Source organism: Coleofasciculus sp. A1-SPW-01 (assembly GCF_040217205.1).
Taxonomy (GTDB): Bacteria; Cyanobacteriota; Cyanobacteriia; order Cyanobacteriales; family Coleofasciculaceae; genus Coleofasciculus; species Coleofasciculus chthonoplastes_A.
Genome location: NZ_JAVJNP010000025.1, coordinates 1 through 18,198, shown reverse-complemented (window position 1 = coordinate 18,198; position 18,198 = coordinate 1). Strand labels below are relative to the sequence as shown.

Annotated in this window: 15 protein-coding genes; 7 read left to right on the top strand and 8 right to left on the bottom strand. The window is 45.7% G+C overall.

The annotated features are described in order from the left end of the window. Positions 1-116: 116 nt before the first annotated feature. Both RH949_RS04800 and RH949_RS04795 read right to left on the bottom strand, forming a co-directional pair. The gene (locus RH949_RS04800) at positions 117-1,037 is read right to left on the bottom strand and encodes a class I SAM-dependent methyltransferase (RefSeq protein ID WP_446352097.1); all 921 of its coding nucleotides are present in this window, start codon (positions 1,035-1,037) and stop codon (positions 117-119) included. A gap of 253 nt (positions 1,038-1,290) precedes the next feature. Further along, the gene (locus RH949_RS04795; protein WP_044204628.1) at positions 1,291-2,289 is read right to left on the bottom strand and encodes a GGDEF domain-containing response regulator; all 999 of its coding nucleotides are present in this window, start codon (positions 2,287-2,289) and stop codon (positions 1,291-1,293) included. Positions 2,290-2,625: 336 nt separating this feature from the next. Here RH949_RS04795 and RH949_RS04790 point away from each other — a divergent pair, with 336 nt between their 5' ends. Together RH949_RS04790 and RH949_RS04785 are read left to right on the top strand one after the other, a co-directional pair. Beyond that, positions 2,626-3,015: a hypothetical protein gene (locus RH949_RS04790; RefSeq protein WP_446352096.1), complete on the top strand. Its 390-nt coding sequence runs from the start codon at positions 2,626-2,628 to the stop codon at positions 3,013-3,015. Next, on the top strand, positions 2,993-4,009 hold the full coding sequence (locus RH949_RS04785) for a S66 peptidase family protein (RefSeq protein ID WP_446352095.1): 1,017 nt from the start codon (positions 2,993-2,995) through the stop codon (positions 4,007-4,009). The genes RH949_RS04790 and RH949_RS04785 overlap by 23 nt, the downstream gene beginning before the upstream one ends. Before the next feature lie 98 nt (positions 4,010-4,107). On the opposite strand, the gene RH949_RS04780 is transcribed toward RH949_RS04785, so the two are convergent. The 4 genes from RH949_RS04780 to RH949_RS04765 form a co-directional block, all read right to left on the bottom strand. Further along, positions 4,108-4,977, bottom strand: coding sequence for a DUF4388 domain-containing protein (locus RH949_RS04780; protein WP_446352094.1), 870 nt, complete (start codon positions 4,975-4,977; stop codon positions 4,108-4,110). Positions 4,978-5,490: 513 nt separating this feature from the next. Then, positions 5,491-7,356 (bottom strand): biosynthetic-type acetolactate synthase large subunit, encoded by a 1,866-nt coding sequence (gene ilvB / locus RH949_RS04775; protein ID WP_446352093.1) that lies wholly within the window; start codon positions 7,354-7,356, stop codon positions 5,491-5,493. 244 nt (positions 7,357-7,600) lie between these two features. Beyond that, a complete protein-coding gene (locus RH949_RS04770; protein ID WP_006098529.1) occupies positions 7,601-8,242 on the bottom strand; it encodes a DUF4276 family protein in 642 nt (213 codons plus the stop codon). Continuing rightward, on the bottom strand, positions 8,239-9,783 hold the full coding sequence (locus RH949_RS04765; RefSeq protein ID WP_446352092.1) for an AAA family ATPase: 1,545 nt from the start codon (positions 9,781-9,783) through the stop codon (positions 8,239-8,241). The genes RH949_RS04770 and RH949_RS04765 overlap by 4 nt, the downstream gene beginning before the upstream one ends. Before the next feature lie 307 nt (positions 9,784-10,090). On the opposite strand from RH949_RS04765, the gene RH949_RS04760 reads away from it, so the two are divergent. The 3 genes from RH949_RS04760 (at position 10,091) to RH949_RS04750 (ending at position 15,955) form a co-directional block, all read left to right on the top strand. Further along, positions 10,091-11,896, top strand: a complete 1,806-nt coding sequence (locus RH949_RS04760) for a tetratricopeptide repeat protein (protein WP_446352091.1) — start codon at positions 10,091-10,093, stop codon at positions 11,894-11,896. A gap of 353 nt (positions 11,897-12,249) precedes the next feature. Beyond that, positions 12,250-14,283, top strand: coding sequence for a tetratricopeptide repeat protein (locus tag RH949_RS04755; RefSeq protein ID WP_446352090.1), 2,034 nt, complete (start codon positions 12,250-12,252; stop codon positions 14,281-14,283). Positions 14,284-14,425: 142 nt separating this feature from the next. After that, positions 14,426-15,955 carry a YifB family Mg chelatase-like AAA ATPase gene (locus RH949_RS04750; RefSeq protein ID WP_446352089.1) on the top strand — a complete coding sequence of 510 codons (1,530 nt, stop codon included), beginning with the start codon at positions 14,426-14,428 and terminating at the stop codon, positions 15,953-15,955. Positions 15,956-16,047: 92 nt separating this feature from the next. Here RH949_RS04750 and RH949_RS04745 read toward each other — a convergent pair whose 3' ends face one another. Next, entirely contained in the window at positions 16,048-16,239 is a 192-nt protein-coding gene (locus tag RH949_RS04745; protein WP_044204632.1) for a hypothetical protein, read from the bottom strand. Positions 16,240-16,247: 8 nt separating this feature from the next. Beyond that, positions 16,248-16,571, bottom strand: coding sequence for a hypothetical protein (locus tag RH949_RS04740; protein ID WP_006098444.1), 324 nt, complete (start codon positions 16,569-16,571; stop codon positions 16,248-16,250). Positions 16,572-16,667: 96 nt separating this feature from the next. On the opposite strand from RH949_RS04740, the gene RH949_RS04735 reads away from it, so the two are divergent. Beyond that, a complete protein-coding gene (locus RH949_RS04735; RefSeq protein WP_446352088.1) occupies positions 16,668-17,846 on the top strand; it encodes a DNA cytosine methyltransferase in 1,179 nt (392 codons plus the stop codon). Continuing rightward, positions 17,836-18,120, top strand: coding sequence for a hypothetical protein (locus RH949_RS04730; RefSeq protein ID WP_446352087.1), 285 nt, complete (start codon positions 17,836-17,838; stop codon positions 18,118-18,120). The genes RH949_RS04735 and RH949_RS04730 overlap by 11 nt, the downstream gene beginning before the upstream one ends. Positions 18,121-18,198: the final 78 nt, after the last annotated feature.

Sequence of the window (18,198 nt, the reverse complement as noted above, 5' to 3'; positions counted from 1 at the left end):
TGTTATTTACTGTCCCCAGTCTAAAAGTCTATCAGAGACTGGGATCTCCTCGAAAGAATGTCGAGTATTGGTTTATGTTAAGTTTTGCTACGACCAGATGTTGCAGACGTAGCGTGCTACGTCTCGACTTGGGTAATGATTGTCCGATGGCGGGGACTATTCGGCGTGATCATCGGTGGCTGGAATCCTGCTTGGGCGATCGCTTGTTCGATATCCAAGGTAATATACTCGTCAAAGTAAGGCTCCGTGCTTTTGAATAAGGTAAAAACGTAAGCTGGCATCGTCGCATACACCTGAGACTGAGGATTCATATCCATCAGAGTCAGATACCCACCAGGACGTAATAACCGCCGTGCCTCCCGTAGGATTGCCTTTGCCACCGTTTGGGGTAATTCGTGGAATACCAAGAAGACAGACACCAAATCATACGAAGCATCCGGTAAACCTGTCGCTTCAGCCGCCGCGTGTTTCCAGTTAATTTCTGTATGATGCTGTTTGGACTTATATTCGGCAACAGCTAGAAAGTAAGGCGATAAGTCTACACCCGTCATGTTTGCCTGGGGATAAATCTGTTGTAGGGCAAAGGTACTCATCCCCACACCACACCCCAGATCCACAATATCTTGCGGCTCGGTTTTAACTTGCTTTTGCACCAACTCATGGTAACTCTGCCGCAGTTTAGCATCTCCTTGGAGTTTATCCTCAGGATAGAGATTGGCATGAACCGCATAAGCCGCAACTTCGTGTTCAAACGCCGCATCCCATTGGAGATTTCCCTGGTCATAAGCATGGAAGGGGCGCAAATAATAATCCGGGTAGGTTACCTGGGGGTTTTGCACTTGACTCAGATAACTCTCCCAGTTTAGAGAACGTAACTCATTGACTTGTTTTGTCCAAGGTACGCCAATTTTTTCCGCTCGCTTGATAATCATCTTACGAGCTTGCTGCTTTGCTAAATTAGCCAAAGGTTTAATGGCAAGGAAACCATTCACCAAACGTGAGGCTAATTGGGGTGTTGTGTTGACCGTAGTCGTCATAATAGTTCTTAGCGATTATCCGTTTTGGGGATTAGCATGTACACATTATTGGCAATCCTACGCTATTCAAGCAACACCATACCACCCCCTACACTCAAGTTTTCTATTGACAACGCGCTACGTTATGTAAGTTGGTGGAAATAAACTCAACTCTATTAAATTGTGTAAATAGCCCTCAAATTTTTACATAAAGCAAACGACAAATGACCAATGACATAAGCCATAAGACATAAGACATAAGACAAATAACGATTCAAACTTTCGCCACATATCGATTACGCCCAGAGGCTTTCGCTTGATACAAAGCCATATCCGCTTCAGCAACTAGCTTAGCTGGTGGAGTATCAGGCTCAGGATAAAGACTGGCAACACCTAAACTGAGTGTGACATATTCACTAATAGCTGACGCTGCATGGGTAATCTTTAAACCATGAACCAAACTGCGTAATTCTTCAGCCACTAAAGACGCACCAATCGTGGTAGTATTGGGTAACACAATAGCAAACTCTTCACCGCCATAGCGAGCCACTAAATCCACAGACCGTTTGGCACAAAAACGCAAAGCATCAGCTACCCTTCGCAAACAGGCGTCACCGGCTTGATGACCGTAGGTATCATTATATTTCTTGAAAAAGTCGATATCACATAGAATCAGAGACAAGGGCGACTCTTCTCGAATCATGCGCCACCACTCATCATCAAGGTATTGATCAAACCGACGGCGATTGGCTACACCCGTTAGTCCATCTAACGTGGCTAAACGTTGTAACTCTCGATTGGCTTGTTCAAGTTTTTGATAAAGCTGAAACTGTTGAATTAAACGCCGTACTCGTTGACGCAAGACGGCTAAGTGAATCGGTTTGGTGATATAGTCAGTAGCACCAACGGCAAAGGCGCGGTCAACGGATTCTGGATCATCCAGATTGGTAATCATTAACACCGGCGTTTGGGAAACTCCCTGTAACCCTTGAGCCTCCAAATGTTCGCTATCGGGTGATGTCTCGTCTTCGTCTGAGAGTTTTTGTAAGTGTTTGCAACAGGTAAAACCATCCATGACCGGCATCAGGGCGTCTAGCATGACCAGATGCGGTTTGAGACGCTGATAAACGTCCAAACCCTGTTCACCGTTGGTTGCTTCAACAACTTTATAGCCTTCTTTTTCCATGACTCGGCGTAAAAGTTCTCGTATAAACTGGTCATCATCAACCACCAAAATGGTTGGCGGTTCTTCGGGCAAAGAAACTAATTTCATCCTTAAGAATGCTGATATTGCCGTCTTTGGGTCTGTAAGATTAATGTGACCCGTTGATACTCAGCCTCTAGCTGGCAAAAAAAACTGCGCCAGTGCTGCCATGGGATCACCACCCTTGCTTATCTGTTCTAGCATCTGACGAAACGGGTAGATTTTCCTAGTTCCTAAAATCCCATGACTTCAACGTGTCAACTTCATCAATTGAGTCTCTATACGTCTGTTGAGGATAGCTGCAACATGGATGCCATTAACCTGAGGCATGTTCCAGGGAATGATTGATCACCTCCAAATCGAGAGAAAGAGTATCTTTCCCTACCATAGCCTGAAGCAATTGCCATGTCTCTGGGTGTAATGGCTGAATTGTTAGAGTTGTTGACTGGCTATCGTGAATTTTATCGGCAGATGCTGTTCAACGAGTCAGACTCAGCACCGTCAGATCAAATGTCTGTGATTAATCGGATACAAAAAAATAATCGTTTCTGTACCGATCGCGCGGTGATGACACCAACCAAGCATCAATCCCAGTTCGGGAGTTTAATGCCTAGCAGCGGTGAGTTGACCAAAATCTGGCAGATGCAATATCTCTATTATTATTGCTTGATGTTTAGAGATGATTCAAGTAAGTCAATTCTAGCTCTTTTTCCCAGCTTGGTACTCCCAGCCATTTTCCACGTTGTCTATTGTAGTTTTCCGGGACTGACCATTGAGCCAACCCTTTTCCGGTAATCGCCGTGCCTTGCTTAAACTCTTGGGACTAACGCTGTTGGCAACCCAAGTCCCTGTAACGGCAAACTCCCTACCCCTTCTCAAACCACGACGCCTGAATCCTGGCGATACCGTAGGGTTGATTAGTCCAGCCGGTCTAGTTGACCAAAAGACCCTTGATGAAATCGCTCCCATTTTATCACAACTCGGTTTGAAAACCAAACTGGGAACCCATCTTTTCGACCAATACGGCTATCTGGCGGGTCAAGATGTTGACCGCGCTGCTGATGTGAATGCGATGTTCGCTGATTCCTCTGTCCAAGCGGTGCTGGCAATGGCAGGCGGATGGGGATGTAATCGAATTTTACCCCTGTTGGATTACGAGCTAATCCGCCAAAATCCCAAAATCATTATCGGCTATAGCGATGTCACCTCACTGCTGTTAGCGATTTATACTCACAGCAACCTGATCACCTTTCATGGACCACTCGGAACATCAACCTGGAATTGGTTCTCAATCCAACATCTGCAACGCATCTTGTTTGATGGGGCAGCAATGACACTGCAAAATCTATTGAGTACTCCTGTGGAAACCATTACCAAGGGTAAGGCAAGGGGGCGTCTGGTGGGGGGAAATTTATCGCTGGTGGCGGCGCTGGTGGGGTCAGATTATTTACCCGATTGGCAGAACTCTATTTTGTTTGTGGAAGATATACGAGAAGAGGTTTACCGGATTGACCGCTTGTTAACCCAGCTCAAACTCGCTGGTATTCTCGATCAAGTGGCTGGATTTATTTTTGCCCAATGTACAAACTGTCCTGCAGGTGAGGCGAATGAACCATCGCTGACGTTGCGGCAAGTCTTAGCTGACCATATCAAACCTTTGGGGATTCCCGCCTGGTATGGTTCGATGATCGGTCATATCCAGGATAAGTTCACTGTCCCTATCGGTGGAATGATCGAAATTGATGCGGAGCGAGGCACAATTCGTTTATTAGAATCGGTAGTAATTTGATATAGAACAGTTTAGTCCTGATTGAAATACATTATTGCATTCCACGCTGCTGTAAACGGCTGTCTGTCTACATCTGTTGTTTCTGATCCTTTCCCGAACTAAGCCGCCCGTAACGGCAGGTGCTTGGACTTATCTGCTAAGAAACCCATTAAGTTGTGCAAAAATGAATGGCTGACGGGCTGATCGGTCACTTCTGGATGTAGCGGTGTCGCGATCGCGTCCACAGATTGAGGACAGGCAGTATGAATCACTAAGGGAGTTTCTTCGACCAATCCGACTGCCATTAATCGAAAAGCAATCTGCTGTACCGTTTTTACCGAAAGTCTGAGTTGTTTAGCAATTTCCCTCAAGGACACAGTGCCACTGGTATACTCCCAGACTTGAGATTCTAAGGCGTTGAGGGGATAACGAGGGTATCCTGTAACACTGAGCAACCCAGCATTAACATCAGGTAATTTATCGCTGAGGGCATCCCAGTTACGCAAAGAACGTAATCCTAGTAAATTGGCACCTAGGGTATTTAAACTCAAACCCGTCATTCCTAACATGGGGAGTTTAACTTCATGGCTGAACTTAAAATGACCTGTTTTGAGTTGAAACAAGGTACAGGTGGGTCGTAAGACTTGGATTTGGAACAACCATTTGATTTGTTGAAGGGTTAACAACCGCTGTTTTTGCAGGTATGTACCCAAGGGTTGCTCCTGAGGCAATGACTCACTCAATTGAGTTAACTGACTTCTATCCATCCATTGGCGTTGAGCAATTAACTTGATTAACCCTAGATGCTTTAACTGAGAATCAACTGCCACAATTCGACCGCGATAGACCCAAACATAGCAAACGCCATTGGGGGTGACAGGAGTAGAAACATCAGTATTCACAGTGAGTAAACCTGTATGATGCCCTTTACCAAGGAGCCGAAAAATTTCGGGTAATGAAAAGTCAGTGAGTGAGCCTGTAATACACATTGTTCTTACGTTGATATCAGTTTTGTTATTGAGGATGCAAAGAGCAGGGTAACGCCTTCAAAGTCAGCCTGTTTAGCTTGATCCCGAAAAAAATCTGTAGTTTTTGCTACTCTTAGTTTAATCCCTGATGAAAGTTTCATACAATTGCTTTTTACTAAGTTCTGTTAAGAAAGAAGAATCTTTATTAAATTAAAACTCGAAAAGTTGCGCCTTATAACCATTCTCATGTTTTGCCGTCATCCATTTGTACCTAAGACGATTCTTTCTCGGTTAAAGTTTATTTAACATCCTACTAAAGGCAGACAATATTAAAGATGGGGAAGGTCGGGAAGGTGAGGAAGGTGGGGAAGATAATATTTTGAAGTTTTACCCTTCACTGGGTTCAAGGGCATGGCGCGTGAATTAACTCACCATCTCCCTCATCTCCCCTATCTCCCCTACCCACTCAGTTTCAAGACGTTCCGTGAAAAGTTAGCACCTCCCCCAATGCCCTTACCTGGCGCTCGTCACCAATTAGCTCAGAGCTACTGTCGATGGCATATCCAACAGTTTCGTACCACATTCACAACAACATTTATGGGTCGCTGGATTTTCGGTTCCACAGTTAGAACACGTCAGGATAGTGGGTGAAATCGGTTCTGGGTTATGAGGGTGCAAGCCCATCATGTCGCTATTCGTATGACCGGGCGCAACCATGGGATAACAGTCCTCATTGCGGGTAACGCGCACGTCTACAAGCATTGGACCGTCATGGGCAAGCATTTGAGCGATCGCATCGGGTAAAGCCTGACGCTGTGTCACCTTAATGGCATTAATCCCATACACTTGAGCCAGATTCACAAACTCTGGGGTACCGACTTCCAGATTCGTCGCTTCATAGCGATCGCCATAGAACAAATGCTGCCATTGGCGCACCATTCCCAGCCAACCATTGTTGAGGATGACAATCTTGACGCCAATGCCGTACTGAGCGATCGTACCCAGTTCCTGCATATTCATCTGGAAGCTACCATCACCGCTGATACAAATCACGGGTTCGGAGGGTAGAGCCATTTTTACTCCCACAGCCGCAGGCAAACCAAATCCCATTGTCCCTAAACCGCCACTCGATATCCAGCGACGGGGCTTATTTTTCAGGAATTGAGCCGCCCACATCTGGTGTTGACCGACATCAGTGGTGTAATAAGCGTGGGGGGATTGACGAGCAACTTCCACAATCACTTCTTGGGGCGAAAGATTCTCCTGGGGATGGGGCAAATCTAAAGGATACTCATCCCGCCACTGTTGCAGGCGATCGCACCACGCTTTCGTTTGTTCTGGATCTATACCATTCCCGACTTGATCAGAACGCCGCAATAGGTCAATTAACACCTGCCGCACGTCGCCAACAATGGGTACATCAGTGTTCCGATTTTTTCCCACTTCCGCCGGATCAATATCGATGTGAATCACCTTCGCCTCAGCCGCAAACTGTTTTGGCAAACTTGCCACCCGGTCATCAAAACGGGCACCCAAGGCGATTAACAGGTCACATTCACTCACGGCAAAGTTAGCATACGCCGTGCCGTGCATCCCTAACATTCCCAGAGCCAGAGGATGGGACTCATCAAATGCTCCCTTACCCATCAGCGTCGTTGTCACCGGAATCTGGAAATGTTCCGCCAGTTCCAGAAGTTCCCCCTGGGCGCTTGCCGCGATCGCACCGCCACCTACATAGAGTAACGGTTTCTTTGCCGCCCGGATTAAACCTAGTGCTTTGTTAATTTGGTTAGAATTCCCTTTCACCGTGGGACGGTATCCCGGTAGCTTAATCGTACCTGGCTCCACGGGAAAGTAATCAAATTGCTCCATTCCCACATCTTTGGGAATATCAATCAACACCGGTCCCGGTCTACCCGTACTGGCGATGTGAAACGCTTCCGCCACAATCCGGGGAATATCGCGAGCCTCATTCACTAAATAGGAATGCTTGACAATTGGCAGCGTAATCCCGAAAATGTCAATTTCTTGGAATCCATCCGTACCAATTGCCCCACGGGGAACCTGTCCCGTAATTGCAATCATTGGCACAGAGTCCAAACTCGCCGTGGCTAAACCCGTGACCAAATTCGTGGCTCCCGGTCCGGAGGTTGCCAAACAGATGCCCACTTTACCTGTCGCCCGGGCATACCCGTCAGCAGCATGGGCAGCCCCTTGTTCGTGTCGCACCAGAATATGTTGGAGTTCGCCAGCGGATTCCGCTTGGTAGATTTCATCGTAAATCGGTAGATTCGCACCGCCCGGATAGCCGAAAATGTGCTTCACACCATGGCGCTTTAAACTATCAATCAGGGCAAAAGCGCCGGATACACGCCTGACTCTTACGGTTTCAGATTGCACAGCTAGTGCCTCCACTTAGTCCAACAATTGTATGAGGAACGTTACTAATGAGTACTAACCCAATTCTGGGTAAGCGGTTTGCTAATTTGGATACAGCTTAGAGTTTGACTCAATGATTTTACTTTCTTGGCAAGACGATTTTAATTGTTCATGAACGAATGAAGTTTAAGTAAAAATTTTATATTTTTTTAATTTCCTCAATTTTCGAGGGAATTACGAGAACTGGATTAAATTTGTAATTTACTCACCAACTCTGTCTTTTGAGCATCTGTTTTATGTCTGCTTCTAGTAGTTGAAAGGCAGACAGACTCTGCAGTGCCGAAAAGTCATCGATAAGTTCAGCGATTCGTTGAATCTTCTCTCGCTCTCTGGCGCGAAATTTCTTTAGTCGCCGACCTGTCAACCCACTTGCTTGACGCAGAAGTTGACAAAGATATTGTTTTGGATCAGGTAACTCCTCACATTTAGAGAGATTTGGCAAATTTAAAGGTTGCTTTCCTCTGGGATTTTCTGCCGCCCTGCGTATGGCAGCTTCGTCAAATAATAACCAAGCTTCTGTCATCCGCACAGGTACAACACAGATAAACGGCACAGAGACTGATTCCCTGATCCCCTCAACGGCTTTTTTAATTTCAGAAACTCGTTTCTCACGAGGTTCTTTTTCGGCATCCCTGTGTATAAATAAAAGGTCGCAAGGGTAAAGGTTCAAACTCAATTCAATTCTCTTTGAGTGATCCTGTGGTTGTTGTGGCAAGCGTCGAAAATCAGCCCACTGGGACTGGATAGCACATTCAACTCCGTGTAATCGCAATAACCAAGTCAGAATAGGTAGTAGCGCCTTGTCAGAACTCCCATCAGATAGTAATGTGTATCGTATTTCCTTCATACAAATTCTTTGGGAAAGCCTAAAATTAGAGGTTGAATGTCTTCTCTATCCAAAACTCTACGTTTTTTAGACTGGGTAGGTTTTAAAGATAAGTTGGTTTCCAGTTGCCCATTGCCATTTAGCTCTGGCTGTTCTGGGGACACTGGATTTAAGTACGCGAGAAGTTTACCTAAAGGAACAGTGCTGATCGTTTCGGTTTCCGCAACTTTAAGGTGTCGCCAAGTATTCGGTAGACAACTAAAGCGTACCCCTTTAAACAATTGTCCTGACGGTGCTTTTTCTTCCTTCAACTCAGCGACTAAAAGACTATCTTCTGGGACTTGCTGTACAACGGCTGGTGAGTGGGTATTGATGATTACTTGGCGTAGGGGATTGTCCTGATCAACAGGTTCTTCAACATCCGTGGCAATGTCTTGTAGAAGTTCGAGGATTTTTGGGATACGCTCTGGATGAATACCATTTTCAGGTTCCTCTAAGCACAATAAACCTTGAGCTTCTGGGTCTAATTCCAGTACCGCTAACGCCAAAAAGCGCATTGTTCCATCTGAGAGCGATCGCGCCGGATGGGTTGTACCATCTCTAGTTGTAACCATTAATGTGAGCAGTTCGCGACGATCATCCCGCTCTATTCCTACCTCCTCAACATCATCGAGCAATTCTGCCAAACGACCTGCAACTTGAGCATAAACCTGCGCTTCGGCTTCCTGATCAGATTGGCGGAGATTTTTTCTCAGCCGTGCCAAATGATAGAGGGTTGAAGCTAGATGAGAGCCATCTGTTCCTAATTTTGTCGGTGCCGTAAATTCGTCGGGTTGTCGCAAAGACGAAGGTTCTAGCTGTAATAACTGCCAAGATTGCATTTCCCGACGTGCCAGTAGTGCTGTTGGGCTTTCGGCTGCATTGGTCACAGACAGTACAGTTCGAGGCAGATCAGCTGCTGAGCGAGCTAAGGCTCTACCACTGCTTCCGCCGTCTTGATGAAGTTTAATCACTCGATTTGTCCCCTCACCTTCTGTAGAAATAAAATAAGGGACTCTGCGCTGTCCTTTCACCGCCGACTTGCGCCAAGTTTTCGCCTTGTGATTAAATAGCAAATGTTTAGGGGCATCACCAAGATTAATATGAACTAACTCTTCTTTCAGCAGTTCCAGTGATCCTAATGAGCGGAGACTATTATCTTGCCGATAGGCTAGCTTTATAGAGTAGCGAAGAAAGGTAATACTAGCTTTGGCAGTTTGTCCTAAATCATCAACACCTTCACCTGGCACAATCATCTCAGCTTCAAATGACATCTGTGGAGCATAGTCATTACCAATTCGATGAAACAGACTGCGGACATCTCCTGTCCTACCTCCCTCATCTCGAACAGCTAAAGCGGCTTCAATTAGAGGAAGATCAGCCAAGGCTGACAGAAACCTGATCGCATCAAACAAGTTAGATTTACCTACGCCATTTACACCGGCTATACAGGTAAATGGACTAAAGCGGACATCTACATTAACAAGATTTTTAAAGCCAGAAACTTTTAGCCTGGTTAGCATAATCTTAATCCTATACAGTCTTTTAAAAGCTGTTCTATACTAATCATCAATTTGCATACATCTGATTGATTTTAACTCATATCCTTCATCCATTTCAATAAACATAAGTTGGTTGATAATCCGTAACGCTTCCGGATTGCCTTGCTATCGTTTTGAGTCAGGGTGAATTAAGTGACATCAGGGTAAAAAATAAAGTAGAGTGAAACCCACCCCGATACGTTGACCAGTTTTTTATCCCCTGCCCTAACCTCAACCAAAAAGGATTGCTATAGTACAGGAAGGATAGACGCATCAGGGGGCAAACCAGGTGAAACCATTAGCAGACCTCAAAGCCTTAATTCAACAAACTGAAGCAAAAGGGGGAAGCCAAGACCCAGGTCTGGCGAACTTATATGCTCAACTCGGACAACTCTACCAAAGCCGACTGGAAAATGGAGAATTTGAGGATTACCAGCACGAACTTGCCCTCGCCGTTGAATATTTCCATAAAGCGGTTGACCTGCAACGACGATTGGGGTTAGACATTGACTTAGCGACAACGCTGAATCATCTGGCGGAACTCTACAGAACCCAAGGACGCTATGACCAAGCCGAACCGCTTTATCTGCAAGCCTTAGACATAAGGAAACGTAACTTAGGAGATAACCATCCTGATGTCGCCACCAGCCTCAACAACCTAGCGCGACTCTACCACTCTCAGGGACAATATCCCCAAGCCGAACCCCTCTATCTCCAAGCCTTAGACCTAAGGCAACGTAACTTAGGAGAGAACCATCCTGATATCGCCATTAGCCTCAACGATATCGCCGCCCTCTACTTCTTCCAAGGACGCTACGAGGAAGCCGAATCTCTTTATCTGCAAGCGTTGGACATAAGGAAACGCAGCTTAGGAGAGAACCATCCTGATATTGCCACCAGTCTTAACAACCTAGCCTTACTCTACTTCTTGCTGGGACGCTATGACCAAGCCAAACCGCTTTATCTGCAAGCCTTAGAACTGAGGAAACGCTTACTGGGACGAAACCATCCCGATGTTGCTACCAGCCTGAATAATTTGGCAGAACTCTACAGAACCCAAGGACACTACACCCAAGCCGAACCCCTCTATCTGCAAGCCTTGGAGGTAATGAGGCGTCTGCTAGGAGATGAGCATCCCGATGTGGCGACTAATATGAACAATCTAGCTGCACTCTATTTCTTCCAAGAACGCTACGACGAAGCCGAACCCCTCTATCTGCAAGCCTGGGAAATCAGGAAACGCTTATTCGGTAATAATCATCCCGATGTGGCACAAAGCCTCAACAACTTAGCCGGACTCTACTTCTCTCAAGGACGTCAGGGTGAAGCCGAACCTCTCTATCGCCAAGCCTTGGAAATCTGGCAACGTTTATTGGGTGATACTCATCCGGATATCGCCACGAATCTGAATAATTTAGCATTACTCCACCACTCCCAAGGACACTACGAGGAAGCTGAACCCCTCTATCGCCAAGCGTTGGACTTAAGGAAACGGTTATTCGGCGCGAACCATCCTGATGTAGTGACCAGCTTGAACAACTTAGCCTTGCTCTACCATTATCAAGGACGCTACGAGCAAGCCGAACCTCTTTATGTGGAGGTGTTGGATGTGGGTAGACAGTTATTAGGAGAGGAGCATCCCGATGTTTTAACCAGCCTGAATAACTTAGCCGCACTCTATAAAAATCTCGCCGAACTTTATTCCACGCAGGGACGCTACGATGAAGCCGAACCTCTCTATCTGCAAGCCTTAGAGTTGCGGAAACGCTTACTGGGAGATGAACATCCCGATGTAGCCCAAAATCTGAATAATTTAGCCATACTCTACTTCTTTCAAGGACGTCATGACAAAGCCAAAGAGTTCTATTCCCAAGCCTGGGAGTTAGGAAAACGCTGGCTAGGGGATGAGCATCCAGATGTGGCACAAAATTTGAATAATTTGGCAGGACTTTATTCGTCTCAAGGAGAATATGAATTAGCCGAACCCCTGTATGTCCAAGCGTTGGCGATTTGTGAAGAACGACTCGGCTCTAATCATCCGACTACAGCAACAATCCGGAAAAATCTCGATGATCTGCGTGCGGCGATGGGATAATTTTTAGGGGAGATGGGGAAGATAGGGGAGATAAGGGAGAAAAACGAAATCGACAGACAGCTAAAGAGAATGTACCCTATAGGAGTGGGTGTTGCTACCAAACGCTCCGAATCAGGGATAACTCTTGTCGAATGTGCTTAGGATTGATTCGGATTAACGCGATTCACAATAACTTTGTCATTTTTTTTAGGTGAACTCGACTATAAACTCTTAAACACAACGAACATGAACCCAAAGCACTGGAATTTGGGTATAAACGGCATAGTCTTAATGTTCTAGAGTATGGCAATTGTCAAAACCGATGAAGTTCACCGAATCGTTCAAGAGCGATTACAAGATTGGAGGTTAATTTCATGATGACGGAGTTGTCTGACCCGACGGTTCATAATGAAAAAACGTATGGCGATTTACTGACAGCGATTCAAGCCAGTCAAGGTAAGTTGAGTGTAATCCTAGCGGTTTGTGATGATATCCATTTTCGCAACCAACTGATTGAACGCTATGAAACCGAACTCGCCGCCTCTGTGCGATCGCATCGCGTTATCTTGGTTAAGGATGACCCGAACCTGAGCCACGCCATTACTGAACTCGTCCAAACCGATGACGATTTACGTCAGGGGGGAAACGCCGTTGTCACCGTGACGGGTGCTGAACAACTTCTCTGGCTCAAATTCGACGCCCAGCATTCAGAACAGGCAATTTTTTTCGCCTCTCTACCAGCAATCCAAGACGCCTTATCCGCCTTGGCTTGTCCACTTGTCCTGTGGCTAACTCACCAACTAGAGAGTCAGCTAAGTCAAAACGCCCCAGAGTTCCAAAATTGGTGTCAAGCTGTCTTTCGCTTCCACTCCCAAAAAACAGCCGCTATTCCCATTCAAAACATTGAGCCATTCCGCCATCTTATCGAAGAAAGCGACGCTTGGGATCAAAACGTATCAGTCTTTCCCGTCGCCGATCTCAACGCCTTGATCGAATACACCAAAGCCAAACACGGCGTCAACGACCCGAATTTGGCAACCTTATATGCTCAAGTCGGACACCTTTATCAACGACGCCTAGAACAGGGTGAATCTCTAAATTATCCCCAAGAACAAGCCTTAGCCGTTGAGTATTTGAGTCAAGCCATTCAGCTAAAAAAAGAACTCGGCTTAGAAACAACCTTAGCCGAAACGGTAAATAATCTAGCCGAACTCTACAGGCTGCAAGGACGCTACAGAGAAGCTGAACCCCTTTATTTAGAAGCCTTAGAACTCAGAAAAAGCTGGTTGGGCGATACTCATCCTGATGTCGCCACCAGCCTCAACAACTTGGCAAAACTTTACCAGGCTCAAGGACATTACGCCCAAGCCGAACCTCTTTATCTGCAAGCCTTGGACTTGAGGAAACGCTTACTGGGTGATGATCATCCAGATCTCGCTCATAGTCTCAATGATTTAGCCACCCTCTATTTTTGTCAAGGACGCTATGAGGACGCCGAACCCCTTTATCTGCAAACCTTGGACTTGAGGAAACGTAACTTAGGCGAGGAGCATCTGGATGTGGCAACCAGCCTTAGTAATCTAGGCTTACTTTATCATTATCAAAGACGCTACGAGGATGCTGAACCCCTTTATCTGCAATCCTTAGACATCGAAAAACGTTTGTTGGGCGAAGAGCATCCAGATGTCGCCACAAGCCTGAACAATCTCGCCGCCCTTTATAAGTCCCAAGGGCGCTATGAGGATGCTGAACCCCTTTATCTGCAAGCCTTGGACTTGCAAAAACGGTTATTGGGAGAGAACCATCCCGATGTCGCCACGAACCTTAACAATCTTGCTGCTCTGTACTTCTCTCAAGGACGCTATGAGAAAGCCGAACCTCTCTATTTGCAAGCCTTAGACATCAGAAAAGGTTTATTGGGAGAGAACCACCCCGATGTCGCACAAAGCTTGAATAATTTGGCAGGACTTTATTTCTCTAAAGGACCCAATAACAAAACCGAATCGTTTTATTTGGAAGCGTTAAATATTCGGAAACGCTTGTTGGGAGAGAACCATCCGGATGTGGCAACTAGCCTGAACAATTTAGCTTTACTCTATCATTATCAAGGACACTACGACAAAGCCGAACCCTTCTATCTGCAAGCCTTACATCTGAGAAAACGTTTATTTGGAGATATCCATCCTGATGTAGTAACCAGTATGAATAATTTGGCATTACTCTATCATTATCAAGGACGCTACGAGCAAGCCGAACCCCTCTATCTCCAAGTCTTGGAACTCGGTAAACGCTTATGGGGAGAAGATCATCCCGATGTCGCGCTCAGTTTGAATAATTTGGCAGCCCTTTACAAGTCTCAAGGACGGTATGAACAAGCGAATTACTTAACTTCCAAGCTATGGAATTGAGGATCGTCATTCGTCATTCGTCATTCGTCATTTGTCATTGGTAAGAGTTTGAGGGAGATTTACAGAACTTAATGCCCGACTTAGAATAGACGGCTGCGATCGCACGCCTTATAATTGCCAGTAAAACTCAGGATCAACAGACATGCTTGCCAGGGTTTGGAGTGCTTCGCTAGTCGGCATCGATGCGGTGAAAGTCGGTGTGGAAGTCGATGTGTCAGGCGGACTACCGGGAATTGTTGTTGTGGGATTACCTGATACCGCCGTCCAAGAATCGCGAGAACGGGTGAGGGCGGCGTTAAAAAATGCCGGGTTTGTTTTCCCGATGCGGAAAATCGTGATTAATCTCACTCCCGCCGACTTACGCAAAGAAGGACCCAGCTTTGATTTACCCATTAGTGTGGGAATTCTCGCCGCCTCACAGCAAGTCAATCCTGAATTATTAGGCGATCATCTATTTTTAGGCGAAGTCTCCTTGGATGGCAATTTACGCCCCATTGCGGGAGTCTTACCCATCGCCGCCGCCGCCCAAAGTTTGGGGATTTCTGGGTTAGTCGTACCCGCTGATAATGCCCAAGAAGCCGCTGTGGTGCGGGGACTAGACGTGTATGGATTCAAACATCTGGCTGATGTGGCAGATTTTTTGAATCAACCAGAACGCTATTCCCCGGTAACGATGGATGAAGTACCCAAATCATCCCCCTCTCAGTTTACAGGCGGAAATTTAAACGAAGTCAAAGGTCAATCCCATGCGCGTCGGGCGTTAGAAATAGCCGCCGCAGGAGGTCATAATTTAATTTTCGTTGGTCCACCGGGAAGCGGTAAAACCATGCTGGCGCGACGATTACCCGGAATTTTACCGCCCTTAAGTTTTTCAGAAGCCCTGGAAGTTACCCAAATCTATTCTGTCGCTGGATTACTTAAAGATAAAGGCAGATTAATCAGACATCGCCCCTTCCGCAGTCCCCACCATTCTGCATCGGGTCCATCATTAGTTGGGGGAGGGAGTTTTCCGCGTCCCGGCGAAATTTCCTTGGCACATCGAGGGGTATTATTTCTGGATGAATTAACTGAATTTAAGCGCAATGTATTGGAATTTTTGCGTCAACCTTTAGAAGATGGTTATGTGACCATTTCTCGCACCCGACAATCCGTCCTATTTCCGGCACAATTTACCTTAGTTGCCAGTACCAATCCCTGTCCCTGTGGTTACTTTGGCGATACGCTGCAACCCTGCACCTGTTCAGCGCGACAACGGGAGAACTATTGGGCAAAACTTTCGGGTCCACTCATGGATCGGATAGATTTACAAGTTGCGGTGAATCGTCTTAAACCCGAAGAGATTACCCGACAGCCTCAAAGTGAAGCATCAGAAGCCGTAAGGGAGAGAGTAAAAGTCGCCCGCGATCGCGCCCGTCATCGCTTCAACTCAGAACCCACACTGCGCTGCAATGCCCAGATGCAAAGTGGTCATTTGAGACAATGGTGTCATTTAGAGGATAGTAGTCGCAATCTTTTAGAAGGGGCAATTCGCAAACTCGGACTCTCTGCCCGGGCAAGCGATCGCATACTCAAAGTCGCCCGCACGATTGCTGATTTATCGGGGGCGGAGACGCTGCAAACGGCACACATTGCTGAAGCGATCCAATATCGTACTATTGATCGAATGCAGTAACACAGATTACGCAGATTGAATGATAGTCTCCAGCAGACTCACGATTGAATGACACAGATTGACACAGAAAACTAAATCACCTCCCCGACTATCTAATCATCTTCTTTGGCATTTTTTTGAGCTTCTAGCACTTCCATTCTTGCTAATGTCGTTGCGGCTTCTGCCAAATACAACGCTGTCATGGCTCGAATTGGCGGATTTGTCTCTCGCCGTAATTCTTGAGATAGGGTGTAAACTCGCATTCTGTAAGCCTCAAGGGATTCCGAATCAACAGCATATTTCATGGTGGTAATCAGTCTAGGCTCTCTGATGTGACTTGAATAGTGAGAAGTTGACGTTCAGGCTCTAAGTAAATATATCGTACTACTAAAATTTCTCTGACTGTCAATGTTACTTCCTGTTCCGCCTCTGGTGGATTGAGTGCAGGATGTTTGGCTACAGCTAAATAGGTTCCTAATGGCAAGTTATAAAAATGAGCGTCAGCAAATCTGAGATTTACAGGCTGTTCGTCATAAATTAGTTCGTCTTTTTTTACGAGTGCAATTATAGCTTCTCCTTCAACTGAAGTCATGGCTACGCCAGCCTCATTGCGAATCATGATCAAGATATCTGACATAGCCTCTCAGGTAGAATGTCTTTAAACACAGGTTGCCCAGATTATAATCATACAAACAGAAGACTCAATAGTGAATAACACAGCTACATCCATCCTATGCTTCACTTACCTATCTGTACAACCGTTGAGTTATTTTGCGGGATTGGAGGATTCCGGATAGCGGCGGATCAGAGAAATATAGCCACAATCTGGGCAAATGATCGGTGTCCAAAAGCCTGTCAAGTATACCGCGATCGCTTTGGAAAGGCACAATTACATCAGGGTGATATTTATCAACTCGTTGATGAAATTCCACCTCATGATCTGTTAACGGCTGGTTTTCCCTGTCAACCGTTCAGTAGTGCGGGCAAAAAAAAAGGAGTACGAGATCCACGCGGTCATATTTTTCAAGTGATTATTGATGTCCTGAAAAGACACAAGCCCAGGTTTTTTATCTTAGAGAATGTCAAACGTTTGCTGTCGATGGAGGAAGGGACTCATTTTGCCACGATACTCAGTGAGTTAGCGCATTTGGACTATACGATTGAATGGCGTTTGGTCAACGCTATGCATTTGGGTTTACCCCAAAATCGTCAACGAGTTGTCATCCTGGGAACCTTAGACAAGGATACAAAGGATGATTTTCCCAATATCAGACTTGCCTCAACTGAAAATATCGCTGAGTTATCCGACTCAACGTTTCAAACCCTGACTAATATTGAAAAATGGACAAAAATAAAAGACCACGGTAATAGATTTCCGATGTGGGGGCTCGCCCAAACAGGTCGTTTTTTTGGCTACAACTTTGCCCAATTTTATCCAGCTACACCGATTGTTCCATTACGGGCAGTCCTTGAGTCAGATGTTGATTGCCAATTTGATTTTACTGAGTCTACGTTAAACCGTTTACAAACCAGTACGCCAGTTAATAATTTTGTTCAGGCTGTACAAATTCTCTACAATCAAAGTGGAGGAGCGCGAATGGGTTACACTGTATTTGGTATTGATGGTGTTGCACCAACACTTACCTCAACAACGAGTCGCCACTATGAGCGTTATAAAATTGGTAATCAGTTCCGCCGTCTGACTAATGTAGAATATGCTCGCATTCAAGGGTTTCCAGATGAACATTGTGCTGGGATATCTATCTATGATCAATATGCTCTTTTCGGAAATGCCATTCCCCCGGTTATGGCTGGGTGGGTTATGGATTGTATCTTAGAAAATAAGAGCGTCCAACTCAAAACACCTAAATTTGAACAACTATCACTTTTCTCTATGACCGATGCTTGCTAAAGAAGAATTACGTGCCATATTAAAGGAATCACTAGATACAACAATCCAGGAAGTTAATCGCGCTCTAAATGGAGAAAACACGGAACAATTAGTAGATGTATTAACTCGTGTGGGACAAGGCGGAAAACTACCGAAATGGTATGAGCAGTTACGAACTCAGCATACATTGCCTAACTTAGATGGTAAGACAATTGGTAGTGTTATTGAAATGGGTTCTCCCGTACTTAGGGTGATAATAAAGTCTTATGAATTAAGCCAAAGTCCCACGGTGTAATGCTTGTAGGTTGGGTTGACGAAGGAAACCCAACTAATTAAGCGATTAAGCTAGGTTTTCTTCAAATCAAGCCAATCG